The organism is Cryobacterium sp. TMT1-19 (assembly GCF_004403055.1).
GTDB lineage: Bacteria > Actinomycetota > Actinomycetes > Actinomycetales > Microbacteriaceae > Cryobacterium > Cryobacterium sandaracinum.
In genome coordinates, this window is record NZ_SOHB01000061.1 from 32,922 (window position 1) to 52,116 (window position 19,195).

The window sequence follows — 19,195 nt, forward strand, 5'->3', positions numbered from 1 at the left end:
AGTGAGGCAGAATGTTCCGGTGACCTCCACCTTCCCTCGGACCGGCAAGAAGACGCTCGGCTACAGCGCTCCGCAGGTGGAGGAGTTCCTCGCTGTCGCCCGAAAAGCGTATGACGCCACCGACGACAGCGTCGGGTTGACCGCCGAGGACATCCGTCACACCGCGTTCAGCATGCACAAGGGCGGATATTCGCCTGCGCACGTGGATGCGGCCCTCGAGCGTCTCGAAGACGCCTTCGCGACGCGCGACCGGGACCGTGCGGCGCAGGCGCAGGGCACCGAGGCGTGGCTGGCCGAGGTGCATGACCTCGCTCAGGTGCTCGTGAACCGGCTCAGCCGGAAGGGCGGACACCGCTTCCACCGGGTGAGCGTTCTCAGCGTCGGCTACAGCCGGGCGGATGTCGACCGGTTCTCCCACAAGCTCGTCCGGTACTTCGAAGACGGGCTCCCCATAACGGTGGAAGATGTGCGCTGCGCCGTGTTCCGGCCCCAGCGTGGCGGTTACCGGGAAGCCCAGGTCGACGTTGTGCTGGACAGCGTCGTCGACGTGATCCTGGCCGTCCGTTGAGTTGCGCCGCGCGCCGTGTCGAGGTCAATCGGCACCGTTATCTGGCTGTTATGTCGGATTTCCGATAGGCTCGGGAAATCGTGGGTAGACATTTGAACACCATTGCATCCGAACACGCCGGTAGGCCCGTCAAGGTCAGAATGAGAAGGTCCCGCTCGCGCGGGCGCGTCCCCCTCTTCGCCTTTACCGCCGCAGCGGCGTTCGTGCTCGTCACTGTCGTCGACCCGTATTCCGGCGCGACGGCCTCACCCTACTTTCAGGTTGCCGGCGACCGATTCAACGGTGAGGCAGCCCAGGAGATCCAGGTCGCTGCGGCAGCCTCGAACACCTTCACGCGTGACAGTTTCACCGTCACCGAGAAAGCCAAGCCCGTTCCCGTTCCCGTCGCCGTTCCCGTCGCGTCCAAGTCCGCGTCGAGTTCGGCTCCGTCGGCGGCCGTTCCTGACCCCGGCTCGGCGCAGGCGATCGCCGCTGATGCGGTGGCCGCCCGCGGCTGGGGCGACGATCAGTTCAACTGTCTCGTGTCACTCTGGAACAAGGAGTCCGGCTGGCGCGTCAATGCGGAGAACAGCTCCAGCGGTGCCTACGGAATCCCGCAGTCACTGCCGGGCTCCAAGATGGCCACCGCCGGCGACGACTGGGCGACCAACCCCGCGACCCAGATCCAGTGGGGCCTCGGCTACATCTCGGGCCGCTACGGCACCCCCTGCGGCGCCTGGGCGCACTCCGGCGACGTCGGCTGGTACTAGCGCTCCTTGTTCTTCCAGGCTCGCACGTAGACTGGTGCAATGGCCCGCAGCAACCGACCCCGTGGCCGCCAGCCCGGTCCGGGAGCCGCTGATGACGGCCTTGAGCGGATGCGCGCCGGCTGGCGACGAACGGAAACCCGCCGTGACGGCCTCTGGACGGTGCAACCCGTACCGGGGCCGCAAGCCGTGAAATCGTACGTGTGCCCCGGTTGCCACCGCGAGGTTGCGCCCGGCACCGCGCACGTGGTCTCCTGGCGCGGCGACGGCGTCATGGGTGAGGCATCCGACCTTGCCGCGAGGCGCCACTGGCACTCGCACTGCTGGAAGATCAAATAACCGCCCAAGCGGCACCAGGGGAGAAACCATGACTTCGAGTGTGGAAATTCGTGGCGGCGTCGAGCTACCGGCCGTGCGCGAGCAGATCGAGCTGCACACCGCGGACGGCCTGACCCTGGTCGGCGAACTGGCCACGCCCGTGAGCCGGGCACCGGTGGCGACGCTGGTGACGCTGCATCCGCTGCCCACCCACGGCGGCTTCATGGACTCGCACATCCTGCGCAAGGCGGCCGGGCGGCTGCCGGCCTTAGCCGACCTGGCGGTGCTGCGCTTCAACACTCGCGGCACGACCTCGCCGCGCGGCACGAGTGGCGGCAGCTTCGGCGACGGCGTCGATGAGCGCCTCGACGTTGCCGCCGCGATGGCGTTCGTCGCCGAGCGCGGGCTGCCCGATCCCTGGCTGCTCGGCTGGTCGTTCGGCACGGAGCTCGCAATCAAGTACGGCCTGGAGCACCCGATCCGGGGTGCCATCCTCCTGTCGCCGCCGCTGCACCGGGCCTCTGACGCCGAGCTGGCCGCCTGGACCGGCCGGGACGCGCGGCTGGTGGCCGTCATCCCCGAGTTCGACGACTATCTCCGCCCCGAGGAGGCCCGGGAACGCTTCGCGAGCGTGCCGGACACCCGGCTCATCGCCGTGGAGGGCGGGAAGCACCTGTGGGTGGGGGAGAGCGCCACCCGCCGCGTACTCGACGAGATCGTCGCCGTGGTCAACCCGGCCGCCGCGCCTCTGCCCACAGAGTGGACTGCGTCGGCCTAGTACCCGATCGGCCTAGAGTTTGTTCTGTCGGGGGATCACGACCTGCTTGATGATCATGATGGTTGCCGCGGCGACGGGGATGGCGATCAGCGCGCCGAGGATGCCGAGCAGACTACCGCCCGCGAGAGCGGCGACCACAACGACGGCGCCGGGAACGGACACGGCCCGGTTCATGATGTTGGGGCTGAGCAGGTAGGCCTCTACCTGCATGTAGATCAGATAGTAGATCGCGGCGACCAACGCTGTGAACATCGAGCTGCCGATTCCGGGGATCAGGCAGGTCAGCACGATGATGATCGACCCGGAGATCGTGCCCACGAGAGGGACCAGCGAGAACAGGAACGCGATCAGCGCGAGCAGCGCCGGGAACGGCGCGCCGATGATCGACAGGAAGGTGAAGCTGAGCACGCCGTTGCAGAGCGCCAGGGCTCCCTGGCCGATCACGAATCGGCCGACGGATGTCGTGATCTGCTCGCTGAGATCGGCGAACCGAGCCCGCTTCGAGGCCGGTACGAGCTGGTACACGGCCTGCTTGATGCTGTTCAGCGATGCCGTGAAGTACAGCGTGAGGATCAGGATGATCAGGGCGCCGAAAAGGCCGCTGACGATGGCGAGGCCGGACTGGATGATCGTGCTCGTGATGTTAGTGATGTTGCCGCCGACGAAATCGGTGACCGACTCTGTGATTTTCGACAGCGGGAGAGCCGGAAACTGCCTCTGTACATCGGCGAGAAAGGTGGAGGTGTTGATCGACGTGACCAGGTCCGGGATGGCCTTGGAGAGGTTGGAGACCTGGTCGACGATGATCGGCACGACGGCGAAGATCACTCCGGTCAAAACCCCGATCACGGCAACAAGCACCGTGAGCATGGCTGCCCAGCGGGGAAACCTCTTCTTCTCCAGCCAGGAGACGGCCGGGTCGAGCCCGAGCGCGAGGAACAGTGCCGCACCGATGTAGGTGATGATCGTTTGCAGAGTGATCACCGACGTGATGATGAGCAGGCCGACGCCGACGCCCAGGGTGCCGATCAGTCCGACGCGAAAAGCATTCTGAATCTTCACTGAGATCCCCTCGGCTGGTGTCAGCGCTCGTCGTCGTCGCTGGCGGCGACCTTTTCCGCCTGCGTGAGCAGACCGCGCAGGCTCTCGAAGTAGCCGGCCACGGCGTCACGCTCAATCCTAATCTGGGACAGGCGCTCCTCCGCGTCGGCCACGAGCACGCGCGTGCGCAGTTCGGCATCGGTCGCCAGCGCGGCGGCCCGCGTCTCGGCGTCCCGCACCAGACGTTCCGCCGACTCCTCGGCAACCTTCTTCGATGCCCTGACCTCGTCGCGGGCGGAGGCGTCCAGCTGGTCGTTCAATGCGCGCAGTTCGACCGTGCGCCGGTTGGTCTCGGCAAGCTGCTTGGTGGCATCCGCGACGAACTTCTGCGTCTGGGCCACCGCCTCCTGGTGGCGCTGCAGCTGGCCCTGCTCCGCTTCGTCCCGCCGGGCCTTCAGCTCGACGTCGAGGTCGGCCCTGGTCTGATCGATCTCGCGCTTGAGCTTGGCGGCTTCGTGCTCTCCCCGCTTGCGGGTGGCCGTCAGATGGTTCTCCAGGTCGATGCGCAGCTGCTCGCTTTCGGCGGTGAAGTCGGCGCGGGTCTGCTCATTGTCCCGACCGAGGTCGGCGTGTGACTGTTCGATCTCGGCCGCGAGGCCGACGCGCGCCTTGTCGACCTCGCGGCTGAGGTCGGCGCGCTGGCGTTCGAGGTCGCGGGCTAGGTCGGTCTGGGCCTGCTCGCTTTCAACGGACAAATCGGCGCGCTGCTGCAGCGTCTCCCGTTCGAGGTCGGTTCTCGCCTGCTCGATCTCGATTGCGAGAAGGTTGCGGGCCTGCTCGGTCTCGTGGGCGAGGTCGATGCGAGCCTGTTCGGTTTCCCGGGCGAGGTCTATGCGGTGCTGTTCCGTCTCGGCGGCGAGGTCGATGCGAGCCTGTTCGGTTTCCTGGGCCAGGTCGGCGCGTTGCTGGTCGAGTTCGTGGGCGACTTCGGAGCGGGTCAACTCGGTCTCGCTCGTGAGCCCGGCCGCGACCTCGCGGGCCTCGGTCGCCTCCCGCTGGGCCACCACGCGAACCTCGGCGGCCTCGCGCTCCGCTTCCGAGCGGATCGCGGCGACTTCCCGCTTCACGGTTGCGCGCAGCTCGGCGGCCTCGGTGGCCACCGCTCCGCGGATGGCCGCCGCTTCGTGCACGGCGTCCTGGGTGAGCGTGGTGGAGTCCTCGTGGGCCCGGGCGAGTAAGTCGTCGGCTTCAGCGACGGCATCATTTAGGATGCGGCCGGCCTTGACCGCGGCATCCGACAGTGCCCGTTCGGCCTGCTCCTTGCCCTCGCGGAGCAGGGTCTGCACTTCGCTCGCTGCGGAGGCGCGCAGCCGTTCGGCGTCGATGTCCGCCTGGGCGATCACCCTCGTCGACTGCTCTTCCGCCACGCGCAGGGTGTTCTCGAGCTTGGTGCCGAGGCCGGAGAACGTGGGGCTGCCGACCTCTTCGATTTCCGCGTTCAGATCGTCGATCTGGGTGGTGAGGCGTTTGATTTCCTTCTTCGCCTCGGTGCCCTGGGTATTCGCCTGAATCAGGTCGCGGCGCAGTCCCTGGATGGTCTTGTCGACTTCGTCGCGGTCGTAGCCGCGGAATACCTGGGTGAAGTCTGCTTCGTCGTTCGCCACGCTGTCTCCTCAAAATGGGGCTCTGACCCCCGTTTACGGACTGACGAAGGGAGCCTCCACAATTTTAGTCTGTTCAGTAGGCACTGGCGCGTCCCAACCCGAGGGATTATTAGGTGCCTCTCAGGGGCAACCAGTATCGTAAGACGTCCTGTCTGTTGCTAATCGGGCCCGCATCCGGGTCCAATGCGCCCGTGTGCGCGATGAGCGGCCGGCGACACAGAAGGGTTGACGTGCGTTTTGTTCTTGCCATAGTGGCATTCGTCCTTGCTGCGGCAATGATTGTGCTCGGCATCGCCCAGCGGACCATCTTTCTCGATCCGGCCTCGGTGAGCCTGAGCGCATCCGTGGCGGACGCCCGCTTCGCGGTGGTCGAGTCCAGTGCTCTCAACGCTGTGCCGGGAAGCCAGACGATCACCGTCAGCGGTTCCGACACGGTTTTCCTGGCCTACGGGCGCACCGACGACGTCAAGGCGTGGCTCGGAGACGAACCGTACGTCGACATCCGCAAGGACAAGGACACGGTCGCCCTCAGCAGCACACTCATCGATCCGGCTACGGAGGCCGAATCGGCTGCCGAGTCTGAGTCCGGCTCTGCGGCGCCGGCGGACTCCGCGGCTGAGTCGGAGACGGTCACCAACCCGGAGGGCTCCGACCTGTGGCTGCAGGAGTTCACGGCTGAGAACACGCTGACCACCACCCTCAAGGTTCCCGACGGCATCTCCCTGATCGTGGCCTCCGACGGCACGGCCTCCGCGCCCACAGATGTCAGCCTGTCCTGGCCTACCGACAACTCCACACCCTGGGCAGGACCGCTGATCGTCGGCGGCGCGGCCGTCGGCCTGATCGGCTTGATCATCTACCTCCTGGCACTCCTGCACCTGCGCCGCTCCCGCGGCCCCCGCCGCAATCTGCCCCGCGGGCCACGGATGCCCCGGCTCCCGCGCGTGCCCCGTCCGAAGGCCATCAAGCCGAGCCAGATCAACGGATCCGGTAAGTCGATGGCCCGGTCCATGGTCGCCATGCCCCTGATCCTGGTCAGCGGTTTGGTGCTCAGCGGTTGCTCGGCCGATTTCTGGCCGGCCACGTCCTCTCCCGACGCCGCCACCAGCGGGACGCCGACTCCGACCGACACCGCCGGCCCGGCCCAGGACGTGCCGCCGCCCGCCGTTACGGTGCCGCAGCTCGAACGCATCGTGGCCGATATCGCCTCGCTGACCGCGGATGCCGATGCGAACCTCAACGCCGACATCCTCGCCACCCGGTTCACCGGCCCGGCACTGGAGAAGCGACTGGCGAACTACAAGATCCGGGGGGCCGACCCGGCCATCGCCGCGCTGCCGGCGCTGCCCACGTCACCCCTCCGGCTCACGCTGCCGCAGCAGTCCTCCACCTGGCCGCGCGTCGTCATGACGGTCCTCCAGGACGAGGCTGACACCGCCGCCGCGCCGACGGCCCTCGTGCTGCGACAGGAGTCGCCGCGGGCCGACTACCTGGTCGAATACATGATTCAGCTTGAAGCGGCCGCCACGGTTCCCAAGGTCGCCCCGGCGACCATCGGCGCCCCGATCATTGCACCCGACTCCACGTTCCTCCTACTCTCACCCGACCAGATCGCCGCGGCCTACGCCGACGTGCTCCAGCTGGGGGAGGCCAGCCCCTCCTACGCCCTGTTCGAGGCGGAGGGCGACAGCTTCCGCACCCAGGTCACCGAACTGAAGACCTCACGCCAGGCCGGCCTGCCCTCGACGGCGTCGATCGAATTCGGTGCGGCCGCCGGCACCGGGCGCACCGTGGCATTGGCGACCAACGACTCCGGCAGTATCGTCGCCGTGAGCCTGACCGAGACCGAGACGGTGAAACCGGTGGATGCCGGCGCGACCGTGAGCCCCGAGGGTGCCAGCAAGGCCCTTTCCGGCATCACCGCCACGGCCAAGGGCATCACCAGCACCTACGGCGACCAGCTCCTGTTCCATGTTCCGGCCGCCGGTTCGAACGAAAAAATCGTCTTCCTTGGTTTCTCCCAGGGTCTGATCTCATCAACGGAGCTTCCATGAGTGTTATCCCCCCGTCCCTGTCCGGCATGAACCTGCGCGGAGCCGTCGACCTGTCTACGCTGGTGAACCGTCCGGCGGCGCCGGCGCCGGGCGCACCGCCGGCGCCGGGCGCGCCCGGTACACCCGCGGCAGGTCCGGTCGCGGTACCCAGCCTCGTGCTCGAGGGCACGGATGCGAATTTCGGCGAAATACTGGAACTCTCGATGAGTGTTCCGGTCATCGTGGACCTCTGGGCCGAATGGTGTGAGCCGTGCAAGCAGCTCACGCCGATCCTGGAAAAGCTCGTCCTGGAATACGCCGGCCAGTTCGTGCTGGCCAAGGTCGACGTGGACTCGAACCCGCAGCTCACCCAGGCCTTCCAGGCGCAATCGATCCCGACCGTGGCCGCCGTGATCGGCGGTCAGCCGGTGCAGCTGTTCAGTGGCGCACTGCCTGAGGGCCAGGTGCGCGAGGTTCTGCACCGGGTCTTCGAGCTCGCGGCGCAGCACGGCGTCACCGCCATGGCCGCCGCCCCGGAGGCCTCCGGCGACGCCGAAGCGGAGGCGCCGGCCGCCGGAGAACCCGAGCTGCCGCCGCTGCATCAAGAGGCCTTCGACGCCATCGACCGCGGAGACTATGACGCGGCGATCGCTCTCTACAAGACCGCGCTGGCGCGGGACCCCCGGGACCAGATGGCCGTCGCCGGCCTGGCCCAGGTGAGCCTCCTGGCCCGGTTGCACGGCAAGACCATGGCCGAGATCCGCTCCGCCGCCGCGGCCGCGCCTGACGACCTGCAGACGCAGCTCGCGGTCGCCGACCTCGACCTCTCCGGCGGTCACATCGAGGATGCCTTCGATCGGCTGCTCGCCCTCTTTCCCGCGCAGGAGCCGGCCGGCCGCAACCTGATCCGCGAGCGCATCCTGGAGATGTTCGAGGTCATCGGCCAGGACGACCCGCGGGTGCCGCCCACCCGCTCCCGCCTCACCGCGCTGCTGTACTAGACGACGGCGTTTCCGACGGGGCCATTTCCGCGCTCTCGCGAACTGGAACGAAGCGGGTCAGCGTTGCAGGCGCAACCAGAGACCGGCCAGCGGGGGCAGGGTCACCACGGCGGATGCCGGGCGTCCGGCCCACGGCACGTCGAGCGCGGTCACGGCACCCAGGTTTCCGACCCCGGAGCCGCCGAAGTCCGCGGCATCCGTGTTCAGAATCTCCTCCCACACCCCGGAGAACGGCAGGCCGACCTGGTAACCGTTGTGCGGCGCCCCGGAGAAGTTGAACAGGCAGGCAATGGGGTTGCCGTCGGCGTCCCAGCGCAGGAACGAGACCACGTTCTGGGCGGCCGGGCCGCCCTCGAGCAGCTCGAAGCCGCCCGGGTCGTTGTCCTTAGCCCAGAGGCTCGGGTTCGACCGGTACACCCGGTTCAGTTGACCGACAAGCGTGAACAGGCCGCGGTGAGCCGGCTGGTCGAGGGTCCACCAGTCCAGGCCGCGCTCTTCGCTCCACTCGGAGCGCTGCCCGAATTCCTGGCCCATGAACAGAAGTTGCTTGCCGGGGTGCGCCCACATGAAGGCGAGGTAGGCGCGCACGTTGGCGAGCTGCTGCCAGGAGTCACCGGGCATCTTCGCGACCAGCGAGCCCTTGCCGTGCACGACCTCGTCGTGGCTGATCGGCAACAGGAAATTCTCGCTGAACGCGTAGACGAATGAGAACGTGATCTGGTTGTGGTGGTGCGCCCGGTACATCGGGTCGACCTGCATGTACTCCAGCGTGTCGTGCATCCAGCCCATGTTCCATTTGAAACCGAACCCGAGACCACCGGCACTGGTCTGCGCCGTGACCCCACCCCAGTTGGTGGACTCCTCGGCGATCATGACCGCTCCGGGATTGCGCTTGTAGGCGGTGGCCGTGATCTCCTGCAACAGGCTGATCGCCTCGAGGTTCTCGTTGCCGCCGTGGATGTTCGGCTCCCACTGACCGTCCTCGCGGGAGTAGTCCAGGTAGAGCATCGAGGCCACGGCGTCGACCCGCAGCCCGTCGATGTGGAACTCCTCGAGCCAGTAGAGGGCGTTCGCGACCAGAAAGTTGCGAACCTGCTTCTGGCCGAAGTCGAAGACGTAGGTGCCCCAGTCCATCTGCTCGCCGCGGCGAGGGTCGGGATGCTCGTACAGCGCTTCGCCGTCGAAGCGGGCCAGCGCAAAGTCGTCCTTCGGGAAGTGCCCGGGCACCCAGTCCATCAAGACGCCGATGCCGGCCCGGTGCAGCCGGTCGATCAGGTAGCGCAGGTCATCGGGGTGGCCGAACCGGCTCGTCGGCGCGTAGTAGCCGGTGACCTGGTAGCCCCACGAGCCGCCGAACGGATGCTCGGTGAGCGGCATGAACTCCACGTGCGTGAACGCCAGTTCGTTCAGATAGTCGATCAGCTGGTCGGCGAGGTCGCGGTAGCTCAGCCCCGGACGCCACGACCCGACGTGCATCTCGTAGATGCTCATGGCCCGGTTGTGGGGGTCGGTGGCCGAACGGTCGGTGAGCCAGCGGGCATCCGCCCACTCGTAGCTGGTCTCACCGATGATGGAGGCCGTCTTGGGCGGGATCTCGGTGTAGCGGGCCATCGGGTCGGCCTTACGCACCCAGTCGCCCGAGCGGGTCATCAGCTCGAACTTGTAGTTGGAGCCGGCGGTCAGCCCAGGCACGAACAACTCCCAGACCCCGGTGCTGCCCATGTTGCGCATGGCGTGCAGCGTGCCGGTCCAGGCGTTGAAGTCGCCGATCACGCGGACGGCCCGGGCATGCGGGGCCCACACGGCGAAGGATGTGCCAGACGTGGTGCCGAGCGGGCCCGCGTTCGGCCGGTAGTGGGCGCCGAGAACATCCCACAGGCGTTCGTGTCGACCCTCGCCGAGAAGGTGCAGGTCGAGCTCGCCGAGGGTGGGCAGGTACCGATAGGGGTCGTCGACGATCCAGGCGGGGGCGTCGCTGTAGCGGGCCTCCAGCAGGTAGTCCTGAAGGCCGAGAGTGCTCACGCCCTGCCAGATACCGTGGCCCAGGTGAGCCAGCTCCACATGCGCGCCCGTGGGCAGCACGGCGAAGACCTCGGTCGCGAGCGGGCGGAGGGCACGGATGACGGTGAGCGGGTCCGCGATACCGGCCTGCTCGATCAGGTGCTGGCCGAGGACCTCGTGCGGGTTGTAGTAGCTGCCGGTGGAGACGGCCTGGAGGACGTGGTCGGCGATCACCGGCAGCTCGAACGGCGCGGGGGAGTGCAGCGCTCCGGCAGGCTTCGGCACGCTCGCCTTCACGGTTCCCTGAGGCTGGGCGGCGCCCGTCTTGTCCAGGGTCTTCTTGTCAGCGGTTGTCTTGTCTGCGGCCTTTTTGGCCGCCGGACCTCCCTGTGCGTGCTTCATTGAGCTGGTCCTTTCACGTGCAGGATGTGCACCGGTTCGGTGAATGCGTCGAGGCGCACGAAGTTGTCGGCCGACCAGGTCCAGATGGCACCGGTGATCAGGTCCTCGACCTCGAACACGGAGCCGTACGGCAGACCGAACCGGGCGACGTCGAGGTGCACGACGGTTTGGCGCACGGAGTGGGGGTCGACGTTGGCGACGATGATCAACGCGTCCGAGTGCCCGCTGCCCGTGAACGGCGCGTCGAGGAATTTGCTGTAGACGAGGATCCCCTCGTCTTCGCTCTCGTGGAGATCGAGGTTGCGCAGCTGCCCGAGGGCCGGGTGCTCGGCGCGGATGCGGTTGAGGAGGGTGAGGTAGGGCGCCAGGGACGCGCCGGCCGCTTCGGCCCCCGCGAAGTCACGCGGCCGGTACTGGTACTTCTCGTTGTCGATGTTCTCCTCGGCGCCGGGCCGGGCCACGCACTCAAACAGGTCGAAGCCCGTGTACACGCCCCAGGTCGGCGCCGCGGTGGCCGCGAGGGCCGCCCGGATCTTGAACGCCGCCGGGCCGCCGAACTGCAGATACTCGGAGAGGATGTCGGGCGTGTTCACGAACAGGTTCGGCCGCAGGAAGTCGGCGGTCTCGTGGGCGAGGCCATCGAAGAATTCCGCAAGTTCCTGCTTCGTGTTGCGCCAGGTGAAGTAGGTGTACGACTGCTGGAACCCCACCTTGCCCAGGCCCTGCAGCAGGGCTGGCCGGGTGAAGGCCTCGGCGAGGAAGAAGACATCCGGGAATTCGGCGTTGATCTCGAAAATCAGCCACTCCCAGAAATCGAGCGGCTTCGTGTGCGGGTTGTCGACCCGGAAGATATTGACGCCCACTCCGATCCAGTACCGCACGATCCGCAGCACCTCGGCGCGGATACCCAGAGGGTCGTTGTCGAAGTTGACCGGGTAGATGTCCTGATACTTCTTCGGCGGGTTCTCGGCGTAGGCGATGGACCCGTCGGGCAGCGTGGTGAACCACTCCGGGTGCTCGGTGACCCAGGGGTGGTCGGGCGACGCCTGCAGGGCCAGGTCGAGCGCGACCTCGAGGCCGTTCTCGCGAGCGACCGCAAGAAAGAACTGGAAGTCGGCGACGGTGCCGAGGTCCGGGTGGATGGCGTCGTGGCCGCCGTCCGCCGACCCGATCGCCCAGGGCGAGCCGGGGTCGTTCGGTCCGGCGTTGAGCGTGTTGTTGGGTCCCTTGCGGAAAGCCAGGCCGATCGGGTGGATCGGCGGCAGGTAGAGCACGTTGAAGCCCATCGCGGCGACGGCCGGAAGCCGGTCGGCTGCGGTGCGGAAGGTGCCGCTCTGCCAGGAGCCGTCGGCGCGCTTCACGGCGCCCTCCGACCGAGGGAAGAACTCGTACCAGGAGCCGACGCCGGCCCGGGTGCGTTCGACCAGCACGGTCCGGGATTCCGAGACCGATTCGAGGCCGGCCATCGGGCGCACGGCGGCCGCGGCAGCCAGCTTCGGGCTGCTGAGTACATCGAAGCGGGCGGCGACGGACTTGGCCGGGTCGACGAGGGACTTCGCGGCCGCGGTGAACGTGCGCCGCTCGTTCAGAGGGCGGGTCTTGACGGCGCTCTCTCGGATGAGCAGCTCAGAGCCGATCAGGAACATGAGTTCCACATCGACCTCGGCGGGGATCTTCAGCGAGGCGTTGTGCAGCCAGGTGGCCCAGTCGTCGGCGTAGGCGCGCACGCGGTAGGTCCAGCGGCCCTGGGTTCCGAGGGTGACGAGCGTCTCCCAGCGGTCGGTGCCGGGGGAGTTCAGGGACATCGGATGCTGCGACTCGGTTCCATCGGGAGCGGTCAGCAGCAGCATGACGCCGATGAGGTCGTGTCCCTCCCTGAATGCGGTCGCGGCGAACGGAACCGCTTCGCCCACGAACGCCTTCGCGGGCCAGAGGTCGTCGTTCAACTGAGGGGACAGATCGAGGATCGGGATACGGCCGATCCGGGGTTCTGCCGGGTCTGTCGTCTGGACTTCCTGAACCGCGCCGAGGATTTCAGGAGCCGCGCCTGTGCGTTTTACTGTCTTAGCCACCTACTGACCGTAGCGCGGATTGGGGGTGTAATGCTGCCTCTATTCACCCGCCGGACACGCCACGCGCCTAGGCTGAGGATGTGAAAGCGATCCGCAAATTTACCGTCCGAACCGTGCTGCCCGAGTCGCTCGCCGCGCTCGACGAGCTTGCCGGCAACCTGCGCTGGTCCTGGCATGAGCCGACCCGCCAGTTGTTCGAGCACATCGCCCCCGAATTGTGGCGTGAGAGCGGTACCGACCCGGTCGCGTTGCTGGGGGCCGTCGACACGGCCCGCCTCGAAGCCCTCGCCCAGGACAACGACTACGTGGCGTGGGCGAACGCCACCCGCGACGAACTGCGCGAGTACCTCGAGAAGCCCCGCTGGTACCAGGGGCTCGAGGGCGACAAGCCGGCATCCATCGCCTATTTCTCCCCGGAGTTCGGCATCGCCGCCGCGTTGCCGCAGTACTCGGGCGGCCTCGGCATCCTCGCCGGCGACCACCTGAAGAGCGCCTCGGACCTTGGCGTGCCGCTGGTCGGTGTTGGCCTGTTCTACCGTGCCGGGTACTTCAGCCAGGCCATCTCACCCGACGGCTGGCAGCTGGAGAGCTACCCGCTGCTCGACCCCGACGGCCTGCCGCTGTCGGTGCTGCGCCGGGCCGACGGCTCGCCCGTGCAGGTCTCCCTCGCACTTCCCGACGACCGGACCCTGCACGCGCGGGTCTGGCAGGCGATGGTCGGTCGCATCCGGCTCTTGATGCTCGACACCGACATCCCCGAGAACACCGACGACCTGCGACTGGTCACCGACCGCCTGTACGGCGGCGGCGGCGAACACCGTCTGCTGCAGGAGCTGCTGCTCGGCATCGGCGGCGCCCGCGCCGTGAAGAAGTGGAGCAGCCTCAACGGCCAGGCCGACCCTGAGGTGTTCCACACCAACGAGGGTCACGCCGGTTTCCTCGGCCTCGAGCGCATCTCCAGCCTGATCGGCGAGGGGCTCAGTTTTTCGGAGGCGCTGCAGGTGGCCCGGGCCGGAACGGTGTTTACGACCCACACGCCGGTCGCCGCCGGCATCGACCGGTTCGAGCGCAGCCTGGTGCGGCGCTACTTCGAGACCGACCTGCTTCCGGGCGTCGCCGTCGACGACCTCCTCGCCCTCGGCGCGGAGAACTTTCAGGATGGCAATCCGGACGTCTTCAACATGGCCCTGATGGGCCTGCGACTGGGGCAGCGCGCCAACGGCGTTTCGAAGCTGCACGGCGAGGTCAGCCGGGTGATGTTCAAGGGTCTATGGCCAGGTTTCGACGCCGACGACGTGCCGATCGCCTCGATCACGAACGGTGTGCACGCCCCCACCTGGACCGACCCGGCCCTTCTCGCGCTCGCGCAGAGCCGTCTGGGCACCAGCGACACGTCCGACGCCGATTGGGCGTCGCCCGCCGTGTCCGACACGGACCTGTGGCAGGTGCGCGGCCAGATGCGCCTGCAGTTCGTCGAGGACGCCCGCCGACGGATCGCCGCGGCCTGGGAGGGCCAGAACCCGGGCGGCATCGTGCCGTCCTGGATCGGGCGGGTCTTCGACCCGAACGTTCTCACGATCGGGTTCGCCCGCCGCGTGCCGACCTACAAACGTCTGACCCTGATGCTGCACGACCCCGAGCGGTTGCGCGCGCTGCTGCTGCACTCCGAACACCCGATCCAAATCGTAATCGCAGGCAAATCGCATCCGGCCGACGAGGAGGGCAAGCGCCTGATCCAGAGGATCGTGCAGTTCGCGGCCGACCCGGCGCTGCGCACCAAGATCGCGTTCCTGCCCGACTACAACATCGGTATGGCCCAGCTGATGTACCCAGGCACGGATGTCTGGCTCAACAATCCGCTGCGCCCGCTCGAGGCGTGCGGCACGTCCGGCATGAAGGCGGCCCTCAACGGCGCCCTCAACCTGTCGATCCTCGACGGCTGGTGGCCGGAATACTACGACGGCAACAACGGTTGGGCGATCCCCACCGCAGACGCCGCCGGTGACGCGGCCGAACGTGACCGGCTCGAGGCGGACGCGCTGTACGAGCTGATCGAGCACCAGGTCGCACCGAAGTTCTACGACCGCAACGCCGACGGAGTGCCCGAACGCTGGGTCTCCTCGATTCGGCAGACGCTCGCGAAGCTCTCACCGGAACTCAACGCCGGTCGGATGGTGCGCCAGTACGTGCAGGAGCTGTACCGGCCTGCCGGCACGGCCGAGGCCCGCCTGTCCGAGAACAACTACCGGGCCGCCCGGGAATTGGCCGCCTGGAAGGGGCGGATCGTCTCGGCCTGGCCCGGCGTCGCCGTGACCCACGTCGAATCCGGCGGCGTCGCCCCGGTGCCGCAGGTCGGCGACGAACTGCACCTCCGCGCACACGTGCAGCTGAACGGTCTTGCGCCCGAGGACGTCACCGTCGAGGTCGTCTACGGCAAGAGCCTCACCAATGACGACCTGAGTGACGTCAACACCCTGCCGCTCAATACGGAACCGTTGGGGACCGGTGCGACGGATGCCAGTACGCCGACGCTCTTCACCGGCACGATAGAACTCGACCGTGGTGGCGCATTCGGCTACACGGTGCGGGTCGTGCCGCACAACGAGCTTCTGGTGAGCCCCGCCGAGATGGGTCTGATCGCCGTCGCCGGCTAGCGCTGACCGGCCTCACGAAAAAGCACCTTCGTTCCGACGGAGGTGTTTTTTCGTGCGGTTACGGGCGCGCGATCGCCGCGAAGACCGCGGAGGCGGCCCGGGCCAGATCGGCCGGCGTCAGCTCGATGTCAAAACCGCGGCGCCCGCCGGAGACGAAGACGGTGTCAAACGTCAGGGCGCTCTCGTCGACCACGGTCGTGAGCCGGCTCTTCTGGCCGATCGGGCTGATACCGCCCACCACGTAGCCGGTCTTGCGCTCGGCGAGCGACGGGTCTGCCATCACGGCCCTCTTTGCACCCACGGCGGTGGCCAAAGCCTTGAGGTCGAGCTGGCCGGTGACCGGCACGACGCCGACGACCAGCCGGCCGTCGACATCCGTCAGCAGGGTCTTGAACACCCGACCGGCGGCGACGTCGAGTTTCTCCGCCGCTTCCAGGCCGAAACTCGTCGACGACGCCTCGTGCGGGTAGGCGTGCGGGGTGAACGGGATGCCGGCGCGCACCAGCGCCACCGTCGCCGGAGTACCGGCGCTTCCCTCCACCCGTTTGGCCACGGTCAGCGGCCCCCGGTCCGGTTTCTCATGGTCCCTTTGCCCACGCTCAGTGCGCCCGGAGCAGCTGCATCGAGGCGGCCGGAACGAGGAACTGGTCGCCGGGGGCGTGCTCGATGACGGCGTCGCTCAGGTCGTCGTGGCTGGAATCCCAGAGCAGCGAGTACGAGGTGACGCCCGTGTGCAGGGGCAGTGTCACCGTCACCTCCTCCTCACGGCCCTGCACGATCAGCAGGATACGGTTGAAATCCTCGTGCTCCGGGGTGCTCGCCGCCAGGTACTGCAGAGTGCGCTCATCGGACGAGTGCCAGTCGTCCTCGGACATGGACCGGCCCTCCGCGTTGTACCAGTTCATTTCGCTGGCGCTGAGGGTCGTCTCACCGGGGCGTCCGAACCGTACCGGGCGCAGCGCCGGGTTTTCGCGGCGCAGCTGGAGCAGGCGCCGGGTCACCCGGTGCAGGTCCTCCTGCCAGTCGTCGAGGTCCCAATTCAACCAGGTGAGCTCACTGTCGTGGCAGTAGGCGTTGTTGTTGCCGCGCTGGCTGCGACCGAATTCGTCGCCCGCGGTGATCATCGGCACGCCGGCCGACAGCAGCAGGGTCGCGAGCAGGTTGCGCATGGCCTTGCGCCGGGCGGTCAGGATGTCCCGGTCCCGGGTCGGACCCTCCGCGCCGTGATTGAACGAGTTGTTGGAGTCGGTGCCGTCGCGGTTCGACTCCCCGTTGCCAACGTTGTGCTTGACGTTGTACGAGGTCAAATCGGCCATCGTGAAACCGTCGTGGGCCGTGATGAAGTTGAGCGAGGCGAGCGGGCCGCGCTCCCGGGAGAAGGTGTTCGCGGAACCTGCGAGGCGGGTCGCAAAGCGCCCGATCCCGCTCCCGGCGTGCCCGTCGCGGGCGGCCGCCAGGTCGGTCAGCCAGAACGAACGCATGCGGTCGCGGTAGCGGTCGTTCCACTCGGTCCAGCCGTCCGGGAAATTGCCGGTCTGCCAGCCGCCCATCCCGATGTCCCAGGGCTCGGCGATCAGCTTGACCGTCGAGAGTTCCGGGTCGGCCGTGATCGAGGCGAGCAGCGGGCTGTCCGCCTGGAAGTCGACGTTCTCGTCCCGGGCGAGCGTGGCCGACAGGTCGAAGCGGAAACCGTCGATCTGCACCTCGTTCGCCCAGTAGCGCAGCGAGTCGAGCACGAGTCGGCGGGGAACGTCGTGGGAGACGTTCAGGGTGTTGCCGCAACCCGTGACGTCGATGTATCCGCCGGCGCTGTTCTGCCGGTAGTAGGCGGCATTGTCGATGCCGCGGAGGCTGCTGACGGGGCCGTTCGGGCCCTCCTCGGCGGTGTGGTTGTAGACCACGTCGAGGATGACCTCGAGGCCGGCCTCGTGCAGGAGCTTGACCATGCCCTTGAATTCCCGGAGCACCGCTTCGGGACCGGCGGCCTGGGACTTCTGGGTGGCGTAGTCGGCGTGCGGTGAAAAGAAGTTGAAGGTGTTGTAACCCCAATAATTGCTCAGACCCTGCTTGATCAGGCGCTGCTCGGACACGAACGCCTGCACCGGCAGCAGTTCGACGCTGGTCACGCCGAGGTTCTTCAGGTAGCCGATGGTCGACTCGTGGGCAAGGCCCGCATAGGTGCCGCGGAGGTTCGCCGGCACCGAGGGGCTGAGGTTGGTGAGGCCGCGAACGTGGGCCTCGTAGACCACGGTGTGGTCCAGGGCGATCCTCGGTTTGACCGAACCGGCCCAGTCGAAATCGCCGTCGACTACGGAAGACTGCCACTGGTCGGGGCCGACCCGCACGAGTCCCCGGGAATAGGGTTCGATCAGTGTCTTCTCGGGGTGGAAGGAGTTGCGGGGGGCGGTGGGACCAGAGACGCGGATGCCGTAGCGGCGTCCGGGGGAGAGGGTTCGGGAGTGTCCGGACCAGACGCCGTGCTCATCCTTGACCATGGGCACGGTCTTGATGATCCAGTGGGGGTCGGTGGCGTCGAAGATGCACAGGTCGATGGCGTCGGCGGTCTCCGACCACACGCGGAGTTCGCCGCCGTGGGTCGTGACTCGCACGCCGAGGCTGCGCAGGGGATCAGGCGGGGTCATGCGTTCTAGAGTAATGAGTACAGAAGCCGTGTTTTACCACCAGGAGACCCGCCGGTGGGACCTGGCGAAACTCGAGCGAGCGCGAAAGGAGCGAGATGGCGATCTATCTGGACCATGCGGCAACCACCCCCATGCTGCCCGAAGCCATTGACGCCTACGTTCGGGCGACGGGGGTGGTGGGCAATCCCGCATCCGTTCACAGCCAGGGTCAGAACGCAAAACGGATGCTCGAGGAGGCCCGCGAGCAGGTCGCCGCCAGCCTCGGCTGCGACCCGATCGAGGTAGTCTTCACCGGCGGCGGCACCGAGGCGATCAACCTCGGCATCAAGGGGCTGTTCTGGGCCAGGCAGCCGCGCACCCGCATCCTCGTTCCCGGAGGTGAGCACCACGCCACCATGGACACGGTCGAGTGGCTCGATCGGCACGAGGGAGCCGTGGTCGAGTGGCTGCCGCTGGACGCCGTCGGCCGGATCGATCTGGCAGCGGTTGCCCAATCCATCGCCGCGAACCCCGACGACATCGCCCTGGTCACCTGTCTCAGCGCCAACAACGAGGTCGGAACCCTGCAGCCGGTCGCCGAGGTGGCCGCGCTCGCCGCGGCGCACGGCATCCCGGTGCACGTCGACGCGGTGGCGGCGTACGGCCACGTTCCGATCGATTTCCACGCCCTCAGTCAGGCCGGCGTGGCCGCGCTCAGTGTCTCGGCACACAAGATTGGCGGCCCGGTGGGGATCGGGGCGCTCGCCCTCTCGCGTCGGGCCACGGTCGAGCCGCTGCTGCACGGCGGCGGGCAGCAGCGTCAGGTACGCAGCGGCACTCAGGACGTCGCGGCGGCCGTCGCGTTCGCGGTCGCGGCAAACGCCCTGCACGACCTTCCGGCGGAGAACGCGCGGATCTCCGCGCTGCGCGAGCGCCTCGTCGTCGGCGTCTCCGCGGCCGTGCCCTCCGTCGTGGTGAACGGCGACCCGGACCCGCAAAACCATCTGCCGGGCACCGCGCATTTCAGCTTCCCGGGCTGCGAGGGTGACTCGCTCCTGTTCCTGCTCGACGTGGCGGGCATCTCGGTGTCCACGGGGTCCGCCTGCCAGGCGGGCGTGGCCGAGCCCTCCCACGTGCTGCGCGCCATGGGCCGCAGCGAAGTGGAGGCGCGCGGCGCCCTGCGGATCACCCTCGGCCGCACCAACACCGAGGCCGACGTCGACGCTCTGATCGCCGCCCTCCCGGCCGCCCACGCCCGGGCGGCCCGGGCCGGCCTGGCCGACCGGATGCCGGGCC

Annotated in this window: 14 protein-coding genes; 8 read left to right on the forward strand and 6 right to left on the reverse strand. The window is 67.8% G+C overall.

All coding sequences use genetic code 11. From position 1 onward, the window contains the following. Positions 1 to 19 precede the first annotated feature (19 nt). The 4 genes from E3T40_RS14635 to E3T40_RS14650 all read left to right on the forward strand — a co-directional run bounded on the left by E3T40_RS14635 (position 20) and on the right by E3T40_RS14650 (position 2,410). Positions 20 to 568, forward strand: coding sequence for a DivIVA domain-containing protein (locus E3T40_RS14635; protein ID WP_104169872.1), 549 nt, complete (start codon positions 20 to 22; stop codon positions 566 to 568). Between the two features lie 140 nt (positions 569 to 708). Then, positions 709 to 1,317: a lytic transglycosylase domain-containing protein gene (locus E3T40_RS14640; protein ID WP_233199201.1), complete on the forward strand. Its 609-nt coding sequence runs from the start codon at positions 709 to 711 to the stop codon at positions 1,315 to 1,317. Between the two features lie 39 nt (positions 1,318 to 1,356). After that, on the forward strand, positions 1,357 to 1,653 hold the full coding sequence (locus E3T40_RS17185) for a hypothetical protein (protein ID WP_134544453.1): 297 nt from the start codon (positions 1,357 to 1,359) through the stop codon (positions 1,651 to 1,653). Positions 1,654 to 1,681: 28 nt separating this feature from the next. After that, a complete protein-coding gene (locus E3T40_RS14650) occupies positions 1,682 to 2,410 on the forward strand; it encodes an alpha/beta hydrolase (protein ID WP_104169875.1) in 729 nt (242 codons plus the stop codon). Positions 2,411 to 2,422: 12 nt separating this feature from the next. Here the strand turns inward: E3T40_RS14650 and E3T40_RS14655 are convergent, their stop codons facing one another. Both E3T40_RS14655 and E3T40_RS14660 read right to left on the reverse strand, forming a co-directional pair. After that, on the reverse strand, positions 2,423 to 3,472 hold the full coding sequence (locus tag E3T40_RS14655) for an AI-2E family transporter (RefSeq protein ID WP_134544456.1): 1,050 nt from the start codon (positions 3,470 to 3,472) through the stop codon (positions 2,423 to 2,425). 20 nt (positions 3,473 to 3,492) lie between these two features. Then, on the reverse strand, positions 3,493 to 5,115 hold the full coding sequence (locus E3T40_RS14660; protein ID WP_134544459.1) for a hypothetical protein: 1,623 nt from the start codon (positions 5,113 to 5,115) through the stop codon (positions 3,493 to 3,495). Positions 5,116 to 5,366: 251 nt separating this feature from the next. Between E3T40_RS14660 and E3T40_RS14665 the strand changes: the two genes are divergently transcribed. Together E3T40_RS14665 and E3T40_RS14670 are read left to right on the forward strand one after the other, a co-directional pair. Continuing rightward, positions 5,367 to 7,169, forward strand: coding sequence for a hypothetical protein (locus E3T40_RS14665; protein WP_134544462.1), 1,803 nt, complete (start codon positions 5,367 to 5,369; stop codon positions 7,167 to 7,169). Then, on the forward strand, positions 7,166 to 8,149 hold the full coding sequence (locus E3T40_RS14670) for a tetratricopeptide repeat protein (RefSeq protein ID WP_134544465.1): 984 nt from the start codon (positions 7,166 to 7,168) through the stop codon (positions 8,147 to 8,149). The genes E3T40_RS14665 and E3T40_RS14670 overlap by 4 nt, the downstream gene beginning before the upstream one ends. Positions 8,150 to 8,206: 57 nt before the next feature. On the opposite strand, the gene glgB is transcribed toward E3T40_RS14670, so the two are convergent. Together glgB and E3T40_RS14680 are read right to left on the reverse strand one after the other, a co-directional pair. Then, positions 8,207 to 10,552, reverse strand: a complete 2,346-nt coding sequence (gene glgB / locus E3T40_RS14675) for a 1,4-alpha-glucan branching protein GlgB (protein ID WP_134544468.1) — start codon at positions 10,550 to 10,552, stop codon at positions 8,207 to 8,209. Further along, positions 10,549 to 12,624 (reverse strand): maltotransferase domain-containing protein, encoded by a 2,076-nt coding sequence (locus E3T40_RS14680; protein ID WP_370287937.1) that lies wholly within the window; start codon positions 12,622 to 12,624, stop codon positions 10,549 to 10,551. Before E3T40_RS14680 ends, glgB begins: the two co-directional genes overlap by 4 nt. An 80-nt stretch (positions 12,625 to 12,704) precedes the next feature. Here E3T40_RS14680 and glgP point away from each other — a divergent pair, with 80 nt between their 5' ends. After that, on the forward strand, positions 12,705 to 15,278 hold the full coding sequence (gene glgP / locus E3T40_RS14685; protein WP_104195182.1) for an alpha-glucan family phosphorylase: 2,574 nt from the start codon (positions 12,705 to 12,707) through the stop codon (positions 15,276 to 15,278). A gap of 58 nt (positions 15,279 to 15,336) precedes the next feature. Here glgP and ybaK read toward each other — a convergent pair whose 3' ends face one another. Then, a complete protein-coding gene (gene ybaK / locus E3T40_RS14690; RefSeq protein ID WP_198411422.1) occupies positions 15,337 to 15,831 on the reverse strand; it encodes a Cys-tRNA(Pro) deacylase in 495 nt (164 codons plus the stop codon). Between the two features lie 46 nt (positions 15,832 to 15,877). After that, positions 15,878 to 17,920, reverse strand: a complete 2,043-nt coding sequence (glgX, locus tag E3T40_RS14695; protein ID WP_104169883.1) for a glycogen debranching protein GlgX — start codon at positions 17,918 to 17,920, stop codon at positions 15,878 to 15,880. Positions 17,921 to 18,015: 95 nt separating this feature from the next. On the opposite strand from glgX, the gene E3T40_RS14700 reads away from it, so the two are divergent. Next, the coding region (locus E3T40_RS14700; RefSeq protein WP_134544471.1) for a cysteine desulfurase family protein at positions 18,016 to 19,195 on the forward strand (1,180 nt) is incomplete at its 3' end.

Excerpts from the sequence above, each read along its gene's own strand:
- E3T40_RS14640 (WP_233199201.1), top strand. The coding sequence starts at position 709 with ATGAGAAGGTCCCGCTCGCGCGGGCGCGTCCCCCTCTTCGCCTTTACC.
- E3T40_RS17185 (WP_134544453.1), top strand. The coding sequence starts at position 1,357 with ATGGCCCGCAGCAACCGACCCCGTGGCCGCCAGCCCGGTCCGGGAGCC.
- E3T40_RS14650 (WP_104169875.1), top strand. The coding sequence starts at position 1,682 with ATGACTTCGAGTGTGGAAATTCGTGGCGGCGTCGAGCTACCGGCCGTG.
- E3T40_RS14670 (WP_134544465.1), top strand. The coding sequence starts at position 7,166 with ATGAGTGTTATCCCCCCGTCCCTGTCCGGCATGAACCTGCGCGGAGCC.
- glgB (WP_134544468.1), bottom strand. The coding sequence starts at position 10,552 with ATGAAGCACGCACAGGGAGGTCCGGCGGCCAAAAAGGCCGCAGACAAG.
- glgX (WP_104169883.1), bottom strand. The coding sequence starts at position 17,920 with ATGACCCCGCCTGATCCCCTGCGCAGCCTCGGCGTGCGAGTCACGACC.